Genomic DNA, 13,228 nt, shown 5'->3' on the forward strand with positions numbered 1-13,228 from the left:
CCCCTATTCCGCTGCGAGTGCCGAGACGTCCTGCCCAGAGGCAGCCATCACGGCCTTGACGATGTTGTGATACCCCGTGCAGCGGCAGATATTGCCGTCCAGGTAGTGGCGCACCTCGGCCTCCGAGGGCTTGGGGTTTTCCGCCAGCAGCGCCGCCGACGACATCACCATGCCCGGCGTGCAGAACCCGCATTGCAGGCCGTGATGATCCTGGAACGCCTGCTGAAGCACGTTCAACGATCCATCCGCGTTGGCCATGCCTTCAATCGTCTTCACCGAAGCCCCCGCCACATCCGCCGCAAAGACGGTGCAGCTTTTCACCGGCTTGCCATCCACATGCACCACGCAGGCGCCGCACTGGCTGGTGTCGCAACCGACATGGGTGCCGGTCATCCCCAGCCCTTCGCGCAGGAACGACGACAACAGCGTCCGCCCTTCCACTTCCCCGGAAACGGCCTTGCCGTTCACGGTCATCGAGACCTTCGTCATTCGTATTCCTCCCTGGGTCGTCCTAGGTATTCGCGTCTTCTTTGGTCGCGGGCCGTCGGTTCAGCCGAGCAGGCGTTTGAACCAACCCTTCTTCTTTTCCCCCGAATCGGCAACAGCTTCTTCGGTCACTTCTTCGGGGTCTTCCTCCGGGTCTTCGACGGCCGCCTGGAAGCGGGTGAAGAACTCGTCGGCCAGCTTCTTGGCGAAACTGTCGATGATCCGGCTGCCCAGCTGGGCGATCTTGCCGCCCACGTTCGCCTCGGCCTCGTAAGTCAAGCGGGTGCCGCCGTCGATCGGCTCGAAGCTGACGTTCGCGCCGCCCTTGGCAAAGCCCGCGACGCCACCCTTGCCCTCGCCGCTGATCTTCAGGGACTTGCCCTCGATGATGTCGGACAGCTGCACGAGGCCAGTGAAAGTTGCCGAAACCGGGCCGACCTTCTGCTTGACCACGGCCTCGTAGCCCTCGGCGACCGAACCGGTCAGGCTTTGGCATCCGGGGATGCACTCCATCAGCACATCGGGGTTCAGGATGGCGTCCCAGACCGTCTTCGGGTCGGCCTTGATTTCGCGGGTATCACTCAACAGCATGGAAAACTCCCCCTCTTGGGCCGCAGACTAGGGCGCATGGGGGCGTCCGGCTATGCTGCCTAAGTCGTAGGGTCCGACAGATGGGCGACCACGGCTTCCAGGGCACGGGGGTCGATGGGTTTGTAGAGGATGTCGATGCCCGCCCTCGCCGCCAGGTCTTGCAAGGCCCCGCCCCGATCCGCCGTGATCAGCCGCGACGGCACCGGGCCATGCGCCGCCCGTAGCGCCGCCAAGGCCTCGACGCCCGTCATCCCGTCGCCCAACTGGTGATCGACGATGAAGATGTCGGGAAGGATGCCGATCTCGTCGATCAGCGCCACCGCCTCCTCGCCTGAGGCTGCCTCCAGCACCGTCATCCCCCACTTTTCCAAGAAAAGCCCCAGCGCCCGGCGCAGTTCGGCGTCGTTTTCCACCAGAAAAGCGATCTTGTCCGCCGCAACCGGCCCGCGCCGCCGTTCCGGCGTGACGACCTGCACCGGCAGGCCAGCCTCGGACAGCGGCAGCTGCACCATGAAGCAGGTCCCCCGCCCGACCTCTGACGTCAGCCCCAACGGATGCCCCAGCAGCGCGCAGGCCCGTTCCACGATGGCCAGCCCCAGCCCCATCCCCTCGCTGGCCGAGGCACGGGCGTTCAGCCGGTGAAACTCCTTGAAGATATCGTTCTGCGCGTCTTCCGGGATGCCGGGACCGGTGTCCCGCACCTCCAGCCGCACCACACCACCCCGCCTGCGGGCACCGACCAGCACCCGGCCCTGCGAGGTATAGCGGATCGCGTTGCCGATCAGGTTCTGCAGGATGCGCCTCAGATAGGCCGGGTCGCTTTCCACCGTGGCGCTGCACGGCACCACCGTCAGCCGCAGTCCCTTCGCCGCCGCCATCGGCGCGAACTCCTCGGCCAGCGTCTTGAGAAGTCGCCCAAGACTGACCGCCCCCACGCTGACCGCCGCCTTCCCCGATTCCAGCTTCGAGATGTCCAGCAGCGCGCCCAGCAACCCCTCAACCGACATCAACGCATTTTGCGCCTTCTCCAGCGCCACCTGAGCACCGGGGTCCAGCCCCTCACCGGCAATCGAGCTGATGAACAGCTTCGCCGCCGACAGGGGTTGCAAGAGGTCATGCGACGCCGCCGCCACGAACCGCGACCGGCTGGCGTTGGCGCGTTCGGCATGGGCCAGCGCGTCCTCCAGTTCCAGCGTCCGGTCCATCACCCGGGCTTCCAGCGTCTCGTTCGCGCGGCTAAGGGCCTGCAAAGCCGCCCGTTCCGCCGTGACATCGGTGAAGCTGAGCACGAACCCCCCGTCCGGCATCCCTTGGGCGAAGACGTCCAGGATCAGCTCCTCGCCCCGCCGCACCGCAAACTCCAGCGGCGCACGCACCACCCCCGCCACCCACCCCGTCAGCGCGGCTTGCGTCATCCCTTCGAATTGCATCGGTAGGCGCGCGAAGACCGCCTCGAACGAGGCCCCGATCCGAAGCCGCCCCATCGGCAGCGACAGCAAGCTGCCCAGCCGCCCGTTCCACCCGACCAGCCGCGCGTCTGCATCGAAGATGCCCACGCCCTGGTTGATGTGGTCCAGCGTCGCCCGGATCACCCGCGCCTGATCATCCAGCAGTTTCCCCCGCTCGTGCCGCTCGGCAAGGATGATGTCCGTCACGTCGGTCTGCAGGATCACCGTCCCGCCATCCGCCGTCCGATGCTCTGACACCTGCACCCAATGGTCGCCGCCCAGCCGCACGTTGAAGATGACATGCCGGTCCTTGTGCCGCCGCATCCGCCCCTGCGACCAGTCCGCGCTGCTTTCCCCCTCCAGCGCCAGATGCGGAGACCGGCTGACCATCGCCACATAATCCGAGAACCCCAGACCGGGACGCAGCTGCGCATGGACATCCGGCATGTGCATCGCGAAACGGCTGTTGCACATCACCAACTGGTCCTCGCGGTCAAAGAGCGCAAAGCCTTCCTGCACCGTCTCGATCGCGTTCGACAGGTTCTGCCGCGCCGTCTCCGCCTCACGCGTGGCTTCGGCGAGGCGCGCGTTGGAATCGTTCAGCAGGTCCAGCGCCCGGCCCAGGTCCTGCGTGCGTTCCCGCACCTGATCCTCCAGCAAAGCCGCCCGCTGGAACTGGGCATAAGCCGCGCCACTGTCATCCGTCGCCTGCTCTACCCGCCGCATCAGAGCCTCGGCGATGGTCAGAAGCTTTTCAGCCCGCCGTTCGGCGCTGTCGGCGGGGTTGATCAACGTTTCGATCATGCCGCACCCTTGGGGGGATAGATCGCCACCCCGGTCATCGTCTGGTTGACGTGCATCGAGTTCAACTGCTCACCGTAAGTCGAGAACCCCACCACCCCATGCGCCTTCAACAGCGCGGAAACCGCCCCGAACCGCTGGTTCTCCTCTGCCGCGATCCGGCGCAGGATGCAGTCGCAGGCCAGGATCGCGGGCCGGCCACCCGCCGCAAGCCCGGACAGCGCCGCGTCCAGATGGGCGGCCATGTCCAGGGGCTCGGCCAGGGTCAGGACAAGCCCTTCGTCGATGGCGGAAAAGAACACGAGGTCGCCGTTGTCCGCCATCCGCTGGATCGCCCGCACATGGTGGCTGCCGCCGATCCGCACCACCACGGGGTGCGCGGCAAAGGTGAAGGTCGTCAGCTGCCCCGGGTCCTTGCCCAGAAGCCGCGCATATTCCTGCGCCGCCGGTTCCGCGTTGATCTGATGCACCACCCGCCGCGCCGGATCGGCCCCGGTCACGACCATCCGGCGGTTCGTGGGCACCAGATGGTTCAGGCTGAACACCTTCACCTTGCAGGCCGTCCTGACCAGCATCAGCACCGCCCGACCCTGCCGGAATACCCCGTCCTGCAAGACGAAGGTCGCCCCGAACCGCGTCCCGTCCCCGGCCGAGCCGCCAAACAGCGGCACCGGCCCAAGGCCTGGCCCCAAGGCCGCCGTCAGTTCATCCTCGCGGATCGACAAGCCGTCCACCATCACGAAGGCGAACTCATCCTCCCAGCCGCCATGCTTCCGCGCCAGCTCCGCCCGCGCCCGGATCAGCCGCCCGATCAGCTCTTGTCCGTCCAGCGCGGCAAGGTCGATCCCAAGGCAATCCACCGCAAAGAGGGCCGAGGGCAGGGCGACCGCGACAATCTCGCCTTCCGAATATCCCTGGGGTGAGATTTCCCCGGCCGTGGTGCAGCCGATCACCGTGACGCCGGGAAAGGCCGCCCTCAACCCGCCTGCCAGCACATCACGGTCGGCCTCGGGCGAGACGAACAGGATCACCGCCGCGAACGGCCCCGGCCCTAGGGCCTGCGCCAGCTTTGCCAAGGCGTCGGGATCGCGCGCGCCCACATGGGCGCGCGGCATCAGCGCATCAGCAAGGGCCAAGGGCGCAGACATCCGGTTTCTCTCCCCAAGGCCGATGCTACGGCGCGCCGACCGACCGGGGCAAGGGCTCAGCCGTCCTCGGGCATCAGGCTGGTAAAGTTCGTCTCGCGGGCGATCAGCACGGCCTGGGTCCGGCTTTGCACCCCCAGCTTGCGCATGATCGCCGTGACATGTGCCTTGACCGTGGTTTCGGCGATGGTCAGCTCGTAGGCGATCTGCTTGTTCAAAAGCCCCTCGCAGACCAGCTGCAGGATCTTCGCCTGCTGCCGGGTCAGAAGCGCGAGCCGTCCGATGGCTTCCTCGCGCGCGCTGCCCTTGGCCTTGCCCTCGGGCACCGGCTCATACCCCTCGGGCAGGAAGCGCCGCCCCTCACGCAGGGCATCGAAGGCCGCGCGGAAGACCTCACGCCGGGAATGCTTGGGCACGAAGCCCGCCGCCCCCGCCGCCATGCAGGCCCCGATCACCCGGCTGTCGGCCAGCGAGGACACCACCAGCACCGGCACACCCGCCGCTGCCTGCCGCAAGCGGATCAGCCCGTCGATCCCGTTCACGTCCGGCAGGTTCAGGTCCAGCACGATGGCATCGGGCGCGGGTGTCAGGTCGACCCGGTGGATCGCGGTTTCCAGCCGGTCGGCCGTTTCGATCTCTTCGATCCCGGCGACGGACTTCAGCGTCATGGACAGGGCATCGCAGAACAACGGGTGGTCGTCCACGATCAGGGCAAAGTTCATCGGCCGGACCAAGCCTGCGGGGACCATCGTCATCTTGCGAAGCCTTCGGGTACGAGGTTCCGCTTCAGTCTACTCCGGCCCCTTGGTCGGGGATACAGGCCAAAAGTCCTATGGCTGGAAGAGTTGCCAGCAGCTGTGTCCAGGAAGTCGCCGCGGGTGACACCCTCGTCGATGCCCTGGCCTTGCCGCGCGGTCGCCCCGGGCTTAGTCCTGTGCATCCGGTCCGTGCGACTGGGAACGCTTCCGGGAACGCTTCGCCCATCCAAAGCGTCTCTCCGCAGGCGACTGCCGCGCCTCAGCCTCTGGACCGACATGCCCAACCGCCTGCCCCAAGCCCTTCTGACCCTGTTCGCCTGGCTTGCTGCGACCATCCTGGCCGGAGCGTTCCTGCGCGCGAACGACGCCGGAATAGCCGAGATCGTCGGGCTTCTGACCACCGGCATTGCCTGGAACGTGGTCGGCGGCCTTGTGGTTCTGGCAGTCGCGACCTGGGCCTTCGGCTGGCGCGACCTTGGCTTCGGCGCGCCCCGGCTGGGGGCGCTGGCCAAGCTTGTCTGGTTTCCGATCCTGACGCTTTTGCCGTTCTACGCCATCGCCTCTGCCATCGGGTTCCCCCCGGGCCGGGCGATGCTGTTCCTTGCGATCAACACCAGCCTCGTCGCCCTGTCGGAAGAGTGGATGTTCCGCGGCATCCTCTTTCAGGCGCTGAAGACGCGGCTGCGCATCTTGCCTGCCGTTGCGCTGACCTCGGTGCTGTTCGGCACGATCCATGTGCTGAACGCCTTCGCGCTGGGCGACCTGCGCCTTGCGGCCGCGCAGTCGGTGGCGGCGATGATGACCGGCTTTCTTCTGATCGCGCTGATGCTGCGCACCGGGTCGATCTGGACGGCGGTCGTCTATCACATGGTCTGGAATTTCGGCATCCTGCTGGGCGTCTACGAGACCGTGCAGCACCCGCTGCCCGACGCGCCTTTGCCGCTGTCGGCCTATCTTGTGCCGCTGCTGGTCGTGCTGCCGAACTTCCTGTTCGGGTTGGTGCTCTTGCGACGCCTGCGGCACGATCCGGTGGCCGAACACAGGTGAGCCGCGTGGATTGACCACAGGCAAGCATCCGAAAAGGTTGCCGTTTCCGCAGCTGTCCCGCCTGGGCAAGCCCGTCGGGATTTCGCCGGGCCGGGCAGTTCGGGGGCTTGCGGCGACGGCTTCCCAGCCCCATCTGGCACGTGTAAGCTGGCTCCTGCAGATAAAGTGAAAGGTCATTTTTCGATGTCGCATTACCCCGACCGCCGCAGCGTCCTTGCAGGACTGGCCGCACTTCCGGTGCTTGCCGCAACTCCGCTTCGCGCCGAACCGGTGCAGCGTCCGTTCAATCTGCGGATCGTGATGTCCGGGCACAGCCTGACTGATGCCATCCCGCGCCCGCTGGAGACGCTGGTCAAGGCCGCAGGCGGGGCGCAATCGCGCGGCATGTTGATCGACAAGTCCACGATTCCCGGAAGCCCGGCAGAGATGCGCTGGGAAACCAACCCGATCGAGCCCGTCGATGCAAAGCGCGACATCGCAAATTATGATGTTCTGGTGCTGACCGAGCGGGTCTCGGTGCGCTCGACCCTGCAATGGCACGCGGCCGACAAGATCGCCCTGACCTGGTTTGACCACGCCTGGAAGAACGGACGCGGCGGCGAGGGTGCCGAGACGATCTATTATGCCAGCTGGATCGGCCTGGACAGCGGGACGCCGTCGAAATGGGACACGTCCGAGGACCAGCTGATCCCCTTCCGCGAGCGGCTGGATGTCGAAATGGCGGCGTGGCAGACCATCGCGGACTATGTCAACACCAACCGGACCGCAGGCAGCCCGCCGATGCGGGTGATCCCGGGTCCGATGATCATGGCCGCAGTCTGGGATGCGATCCAGGCCGGGTCTGCGCCGGGCCTCAAGGCGATGACAGAGCTGTTCGAGGACGACATCCACGTGAATGCCAAGGGCAGCTACCTGATTGCTCTGGCCCATTATGCGGTCATCTATCGCCGGGACCCGCGCGAGATCCCGAACCTGCGCGGCGAGCCGGGCTGGCCCACGCACGAACAGGCCGACTGGATGAAAGCGCTGGTCTGGGACGTGGTGCGGGCTTATCCGGACAGCGGGCTGGCCTAGGCCCGCTTCGCTTCGATCACCTCCCAGATGCGGGCGGCGGCGTTGGTGCCGTCGAAGCGCTCCAGTTCCTGGATGCCGGTGGGCGAGGTCACGTTGATCTCGGTCAGCCAGTCGCCGATGACGTCGATGCCGACGAAGACCTGGCCCTTTTCGCGCAACACCGGGCCAATGGTGCGGCAGATCTCCAGGTCACGATCGGTCAGGCCGACCTTCTCGGGACGGCCACCGGCGTGCATGTTCGACCGGGTCTCGCCCGCCTGGGGGACGCGGTTGATCGCGCCCACAGGCTCGCCGTCGACCAGGATCACCCGCTTGTCGCCCTTTGAAACGTCGGGCAGGAACTTCTGCACGATCAGCGGCTCGCGGTTGATGCCCATGAACAGCTCGTGCAGGGACGAAAGGTTGCGATCATTGGGGTCCAGCCGGAACACCCCCGCGCCGCCGTTCCCGTAAAGCGGCTTCAGGATGATGTCGCCGTGCCGCGCCTTGAACGCGCGGATCGTGGCAAGGTCCCGAGCGATGGCCGTGGGCGGGGTCAGCGTGGGGAAACGCAGCACCAGAAGCTTTTCAGGGCTGTTGCGGACCCAGAACGGATCGTTCACCACCAGGGTTTTCGGATGGATCATCTCCAGAAGATGGGTGGTGGTGATGTAGCCCATGTCGAAGGGCGGGTCCTGGCGCAGCCAGACGACGTCATAATCGCCAAGATCGACCTCGGTCTCCTCGCCATAGGTCACATGGTTCCCAACCTCGCGCCGGACCTCGATGGGCCAGCCGCGGGCCATTACGCGACCTTCCACGAAGGCCAGGCGATCGGGAGTGTAGAAAAACAGCCGATGCCCCCGCGCCTGCGCTTCCAGCGCGATGCGGAACGTCGAATCAGCGTTGATGTTGACCGACCCGATCGGGTCCATCTGCAAGGCGACCTTCAGAGACATGGCTCACTCCTTCTTCGGAGGTGAGTGATGGCCGAACCTGCCGGAAGATGCAATTCAGCCCACGAAGGCGTTTTCCACCACCTCGATGCGGCCCTGCCCGTCGACCAGCGCAAGGTCGATGCGCACATCGGTCAAAAGGCCGCGAGGTTCGCCGGCGACGAATTCGTCGACCGTGGCGAAGATGCGCCGGATTTGCGCGTCGGAAAGATGCGAGGCGGCCAGGTCATGTGTCCGGCTTTGCTTCACCTCGACGAAGATGACGACATCGCCGTCGCGCCCGATCAGATCGATTTCGCCCGTCGATCCGTGCCAGTTCCGGGCGCAGATGGCGACGCCGCGGTCTTCATAAAGTCGGGCAACCGAGGCTTCCGCGGCATGACCGGCCAGGTAATTCGTCAATCCCCGTGCCTTGCGGGTCTGCCGGGCGGGAGAGGAGACGAAGTCGAAGGGCATGGTTATCCTTGGCTGCGGTCGAGGGCGATCTTGTAGACGATCTTGCGGGACACCCCCAGAGTTTGCGACACAAAAGTTGCCGCATCCTTAACGGACATCGACTGCAACGCCACGTCCAGCGCCGAACGCAGGCTGTCCTCGGTCGCCTCTGCCGGGGGGGCGCGGTCGACCAGGACCACGATTTCGCCCTTGATCTCGCGGTTTGCAACGTCGTCGGCCAGGTCTGCAAGGCGGCCGCGTAGCACTTCTTCGAAGCGTTTGGTCAGCTCGCGGCAGACCACGGCCTGCCGGGTTCCGCCCAGCGTCGTGGCCATCTCGGCCAGAAGTGCTGCCAGTCGCTTGGGGCTTTCGTAGACGATCAGCGTGGCCTGAACCGGTGCCAGCTCTTCCAGGAAGCTTCGCCGCGCGCCCTGCGCCGAGGGCGGAAAGCCCGCGAAGAGAAAGCGGTCCGAGGGCAGGCCGGACAAGGTCAGCGCGCAGATCGCCGCGCAGGGTCCGGGTGCCGCACTCATCGGCAGGCCCGCCGCCGCCACGGCGCGCGCCAGTTCAAAGCCGGGGTCCGAGATCAGCGGCGTCCCGGCCTCGGACGCATAGGCCAGGCTCTTGCCTTCGGCCAACAGTCCCAGCAGGCGCTGCATCTGCCCTTCGCCCGAATGATCGTGGTAGGCGATGACTTGCCGCCCCGCCAGGGGGATGCCGTGGATCTCCATCAGGTGGCGCAGGGTCCGGGTGTCCTCGGCCACCAGGACATCCGCCCCGGCCAGCACATCCAGCGCCCGCAGGGTGATGTCCCGCGCCGCGCCGATGGGGGTCGACACCAGGTGCAGCCCCGGCGGAATGGCGCGCAGGCCGGGCGTGTGGCTGGTGCCGGCAGGGTCGGAGGTCTGCCTCACAAGTTTACTTCCCTTCCCGAACCCTTTACCCTGACCGGCAAACGCAGCGCGCTGCTACAGTGAGGAACCACCATGTTGTCCGTATTTCGCCGGGCCCGCAAGTCGCTGGGTCAGATGCTGTTTGTGCTTGGTGCCGTGGTCCTTTCGGGCTGTGTGGCCTCAAGCCCGGGAACGACCCCATCGTCCCGTGGCGGCTCGGTCCAGGTTGCCTTGCTGATCCCTTCGGGGTCAGGGCAGTCGCAGGATGAACTCTTCGGCCAGAACCTTGAGAACGCGGCCCGGCTGGCGATGGCGGACCTGTCGGGCGTGAACATCGACCTTCGCGTCTACCGCACCGGCGGCAGTCCTGCGAAGGCCTCGGCGCTGGCGAAACAGGCGGTGGACGAGGGCGCGCAGGTCATCCTGGGGCCGTTCTATTCAGAAGAGGCCAACGCCGCAGGCGTCGCGGTGGCGAATTCGGGCGTCAACGTCCTGGCCTTCTCGAACAACGCGGCCATCGCGGGCGGCAACGTCTTCGTGCTGGGCCAGACCTTCGACAACACCGCCCGTCGGCTGGCGCGGTTCGCCGTCAAGAACGGCAAGTCCAAGGTCCTGATCGTCCATGACCGCAATGTCGCGGGCGAAGTTGGCAAGGCTGCGATCGAACGGGGCGTGTCGGCCGCGGGTGGTTCGGTCGTTGGCGTGACGTCCTACGAATTCTCGCAGAACGGCATCGTGCAGGCGGCCTCGGGCATTGTCAGCACCGCACGCTCCTCGGGGGCGACGGCACTGTTCCTGACCGCCGATACGGCCGGGGCGCTGCCGCTGCTCAGCCAGCTTCTGGTCGACAACGGCATCGACAAGACCACCACCCAGTTCATCGGCCTGACCCGCTGGGACATTCCCCCGGCCACGCTGGCGCTGCCGGGCGTGCAGGGCGGCTGGTTCGCCATGCCGGACCCGGGCCTGCAGGCGCAGTTCCGTGCCCGGTACGAGGGCGCCTATGGAAGCCAGCCCGTGCCCGTGGCCTCGCTCGCCTATGACGGGATCGCCGCCATCGGAGCCCTTGCGAACCGTGCCAAGGACGGCGCACCGCTTTCGAAGGGCGATCTGACCCAGTCGGCGGGCTTTGCCGGAGTGTCGGGCATCTTCCGCCTTCTGCCGAACGGCACCAACGAACGGGGGCTGGCCGTGGCGACGATCCGGACGAACCAGGTCGTGGTGATCGACGCTGCTCCGCGCAGCTTCGGCGGCGCAGGGTTCTGAGATCGTGGACTCTGCCGCCGAGGCCCCGGTTGCGCCTGTGGCAACCGGGACCTCTTATCCGGTGCCGGATGGGCAGGCGCTGACGGCCCACGTGCTGGACGCCTTGCGCGGTGCAGCCGATCCCAAGGCCGCCCGGGCCGTGGTGGTGGGCGCGTTGCAGACCGCCAAGGCAGATGCCAGCGCCGGGTTCGAGGCCCATTTCCGCGTCGCCCCGCGTGAGGCGAGGGCGCTGATCTCGGCCCAGGCGTCGCTGACCGATGTCCTGGTGCAGGTGACGCTGGCCGCCGCCATGCGCCTGCATCCCCTGGCCAACCCCACCGAGGCCGAGCGCATCGCCGTTCTGGGCGTCGGCGGCTATGGCCGGGCCGAAATGGCACCGCAATCGGACGTGGACCTTCTGTTTCTGACGCCCTGGAAGATCACTCCCTGGGCCGAAAGCGTCATCGAGACGATGCTTTACATGCTGTGGGACCTGAAGCTGAAGGTCGGCCATTCCAGCCGCACGGTAAAGGACTGCATCCGCCTGGGGCGCGAGGATATCACCATCCGCACCGCCCTTCTGGAACACCGCTTCATCTGCGGCCATCGGCCCTTGGCCGAGGACCTGGATGCCAGGCTTTGGGGCGAACTGTTCAAGAACTCCGGCCCCGAGTTCATCGAGGCGAAACTGGCGGAACGGGCAGAACGGCACAAGCGTCAGGGCGGCCAGCGCTATGTGCTGGAGCCGAACGTCAAGGAAGGCAAGGGCGGCCTGCGCGACCTGCAGACGCTGTACTGGATCGGGAAATACCTGCACCGGGTGCCCTCGGCCGAAGGGCTGGTTGACGCGGGGCTTCTCAACCGTGAGGAGTTCGACAGTTTCGCCCGGGCCGAGGATTTCCTCTGGGCCGTGCGCTGCCATCTGCATTTCATCACCGGACGCCCGACCGATTCCCTGACCTTCGACCTGCAGGTCGAGGTGGCGGCCCGGATGGGTTACCGCGACACCGCCGGCCGCCGCGCGGTCGAGCATTTCATGCAGGACTACTTCCGCCTCGCGACCCGTGTGGGCGAGCTGACCCGCATCTTCCTGACCGAACTGGAAGCCCGCCACGCCAAGCGCGAGGCCAGTCTGTTCGGCATCTTCAAGATGACCAAACGGGTCAAGCCAGGCTACAAGCTGGTTCAGGGCCGGATCGACGTGGTCGACCCCAAGGCCTTCCTGAAGGACAAGCTGAACCTCTTGCGGGTCTTCGAGGAAGGTCTGCGGACCAAATACCTTCTGCACCCCAACGTCATGCGGATCGTCACGCAGAACCTTGACCTGATCGACGACGAGATGCGCGAAGACCCCGAGGCGCAGCGCATTTTCCTTGACCTCCTCCTGAAACACGGGAACCCCGAACGCAGCTTGCGCCGGATGAACGAACTGGGCGTTCTGGCCGCCTTCATCCCGGAATTCGAACCCATCGTCGCGATGATGCAGTTCAACGTCTACCACCACTACACGGTGGACGAGCACATCATCCAGACCATCAGCTGCCTTGCGCAGATCGAACGGGAGGAACTGGTCGAGGACCTGCCGCTCTCCTCCTCGATCCTGAAAGAGGGGGTGAACCGGCGGGTGCTGTACGTGGCACTTCTTCTGCACGACATCGGCAAGGGCCGCCCCGAGGATCATTCGATCCTTGGCGCCCAGATCGCCCGGCGCGTGGCCCCCCGGCTGGGTCTGGATGCCGAGGAATGTGAAACGGTGGAATGGCTGGTGCGCTACCACTTGCTCATGTCCGACATGGCGCAGAAGCGCGACATCGGCGATCCCCGCACCGTGCGCGACTTTGCCAAGGCGGTCAGGACGCGCAAGCGGCTGGACCTCCTCACTGTCCTGACCGTCTGCGACATCCGCGGCGTGGGTCCGGGCACCTGGAACAACTGGAAGGCCATGCTGCTGCGGCAGCTTTACAAGCAGACCGCCGACGCGCTGGAAGGCGGGCTTGAGACGCTGAACCGTGAAAACCGGCAGGCTGACGCGACCCTTGCCCTGCGGGAGCGGCTGTCCAGCTGGGACGCCGCCGCGCTGGAGCATGAGACGACCCGCCACTACGCGCCCTACTGGCAGGGCCTGTCGACCGACACGCACGAGGTCTTTGCGCGTCTTCTTCAGGGGATCGGCGACGACGAGATCCGCATCGACCTCCACCCCGACCCCGACCGCGACGCGACCCGCGCCTGCTTTGCGCTGGCCGACCATCCCGGCATCTTCAGCCGTCTGGCCGGTGCGCTGGCGCTGGTCGGCGCCAACGTCGTGGATGCGCGGACCTATACCTCGAAGGACGGCTATGCGACGGCGGTCTTCTGGGTTCAGGACAT

12 protein-coding genes are annotated in these 13,228 nt (G+C 66.3%); 4 read left to right on the top strand and 8 right to left on the bottom strand.

Annotated features, from left to right (window positions below):
* Positions 1-3: 3 nt before the first annotated feature.
* Genes U1E69_RS10435 through U1E69_RS10455 form a run of 5 tightly spaced genes read right to left on the bottom strand, consistent with a single transcriptional unit; the run spans position 4 to position 5,226 of the window.
* Positions 4-489: a (2Fe-2S)-binding protein gene (locus U1E69_RS10435; RefSeq protein ID WP_322244316.1), complete on the bottom strand. Its 486-nt coding sequence runs from the start codon at positions 487-489 to the stop codon at positions 4-6.
* 60 nt (positions 490-549) lie between these two features.
* Complete coding sequence (locus tag U1E69_RS10440; RefSeq protein ID WP_322244317.1) at positions 550-1,077, bottom strand: carbon monoxide dehydrogenase subunit G; 528 nt, start codon at positions 1,075-1,077, stop codon at positions 550-552.
* A 59-nt stretch (positions 1,078-1,136) separates the two neighbouring features.
* Positions 1,137-3,329, bottom strand: a complete 2,193-nt coding sequence (locus U1E69_RS10445; protein ID WP_322244318.1) for a PAS-domain containing protein — start codon at positions 3,327-3,329, stop codon at positions 1,137-1,139.
* Positions 3,326-4,474 (bottom strand): FIST N-terminal domain-containing protein, encoded by a 1,149-nt coding sequence (locus tag U1E69_RS10450; RefSeq protein ID WP_416200272.1) that lies wholly within the window; start codon positions 4,472-4,474, stop codon positions 3,326-3,328. Before U1E69_RS10450 ends, U1E69_RS10445 begins: the two co-directional genes overlap by 4 nt.
* 56 nt (positions 4,475-4,530) lie before the next feature.
* Entirely contained in the window at positions 4,531-5,226 is a 696-nt protein-coding gene (locus U1E69_RS10455; protein WP_322244319.1) for a response regulator transcription factor, read from the bottom strand.
* 279 nt (positions 5,227-5,505) lie between these two features.
* On the opposite strand from U1E69_RS10455, the gene U1E69_RS10460 reads away from it, so the two are divergent.
* Entirely contained in the window at positions 5,506-6,276 is a 771-nt protein-coding gene (locus U1E69_RS10460; protein WP_322244320.1) for a CPBP family intramembrane glutamic endopeptidase, read from the top strand.
* Between the two features lie 183 nt (positions 6,277-6,459).
* The gene (locus U1E69_RS10465) at positions 6,460-7,350 is read left to right on the top strand and encodes a hypothetical protein (RefSeq protein WP_322244321.1); all 891 of its coding nucleotides are present in this window, start codon (positions 6,460-6,462) and stop codon (positions 7,348-7,350) included.
* On the opposite strand, the gene gshB is transcribed toward U1E69_RS10465, so the two are convergent.
* The 3 genes from gshB to rsmI are packed head-to-tail and all read right to left on the bottom strand — an operon-like array spanning position 7,347 to position 9,634.
* A complete protein-coding gene (gene gshB, locus U1E69_RS10470) occupies positions 7,347-8,288 on the bottom strand; it encodes a glutathione synthase (protein ID WP_322244322.1) in 942 nt (313 codons plus the stop codon). The genes U1E69_RS10465 and gshB overlap by 4 nt on opposite strands.
* A 54-nt stretch (positions 8,289-8,342) precedes the next feature.
* Positions 8,343-8,741, bottom strand: a complete 399-nt coding sequence (locus U1E69_RS10475) for a YraN family protein (protein WP_322244323.1) — start codon at positions 8,739-8,741, stop codon at positions 8,343-8,345.
* Between the two features lie 2 nt (positions 8,742-8,743).
* Positions 8,744-9,634: a 16S rRNA (cytidine(1402)-2'-O)-methyltransferase gene (gene rsmI, locus U1E69_RS10480; RefSeq protein WP_322244324.1), complete on the bottom strand. Its 891-nt coding sequence runs from the start codon at positions 9,632-9,634 to the stop codon at positions 8,744-8,746.
* A gap of 72 nt (positions 9,635-9,706) precedes the next feature.
* Here rsmI and U1E69_RS10485 point away from each other — a divergent pair, with 72 nt between their 5' ends.
* Together U1E69_RS10485 and U1E69_RS10490 are read left to right on the top strand one after the other, a co-directional pair.
* Positions 9,707-10,879, top strand: a complete 1,173-nt coding sequence (locus tag U1E69_RS10485; RefSeq protein ID WP_322244325.1) for a penicillin-binding protein activator — start codon at positions 9,707-9,709, stop codon at positions 10,877-10,879.
* Positions 10,880-10,883: 4 nt separating this feature from the next.
* Positions 10,884-13,228: [protein-PII] uridylyltransferase (locus U1E69_RS10490; protein WP_322244326.1), on the top strand; the 2,345-nt coding region annotated here is incomplete at its 3' end.

This window comes from Tabrizicola sp. (genome assembly GCF_034366665.1).
GTDB lineage: Bacteria > Pseudomonadota > Alphaproteobacteria > Rhodobacterales > Rhodobacteraceae > Tabrizicola.

What these genes read in the sequence shown, in the direction of transcription:
- U1E69_RS10435 (WP_322244316.1), bottom strand. Translation starts at nt 489, where the DNA reads ATGACGAAGGTCTCGATGACCGTGAACGGCAAGGCCGTTTCCGGGGAA.
- U1E69_RS10440 (WP_322244317.1), bottom strand. Translation starts at nt 1,077, where the DNA reads ATGCTGTTGAGTGATACCCGCGAAATCAAGGCCGACCCGAAGACGGTC.
- U1E69_RS10445 (WP_322244318.1), bottom strand. Translation starts at nt 3,329, where the DNA reads ATGATCGAAACGTTGATCAACCCCGCCGACAGCGCCGAACGGCGGGCT.
- U1E69_RS10450 (WP_416200272.1), bottom strand. Translation starts at nt 4,474, where the DNA reads ATGTCTGCGCCCTTGGCCCTTGCTGATGCGCTGATGCCGCGCGCCCAT.
- U1E69_RS10455 (WP_322244319.1), bottom strand. Translation starts at nt 5,226, where the DNA reads ATGACGATGGTCCCCGCAGGCTTGGTCCGGCCGATGAACTTTGCCCTG.
- U1E69_RS10460 (WP_322244320.1), top strand. Translation starts at nt 5,506, where the DNA reads ATGCCCAACCGCCTGCCCCAAGCCCTTCTGACCCTGTTCGCCTGGCTT.
- U1E69_RS10465 (WP_322244321.1), top strand. Translation starts at nt 6,460, where the DNA reads ATGTCGCATTACCCCGACCGCCGCAGCGTCCTTGCAGGACTGGCCGCA.
- gshB (WP_322244322.1), bottom strand. Translation starts at nt 8,288, where the DNA reads ATGTCTCTGAAGGTCGCCTTGCAGATGGACCCGATCGGGTCGGTCAAC.
- U1E69_RS10475 (WP_322244323.1), bottom strand. Translation starts at nt 8,741, where the DNA reads ATGCCCTTCGACTTCGTCTCCTCTCCCGCCCGGCAGACCCGCAAGGCA.
- U1E69_RS10485 (WP_322244325.1), top strand. Translation starts at nt 9,707, where the DNA reads ATGTTGTCCGTATTTCGCCGGGCCCGCAAGTCGCTGGGTCAGATGCTG.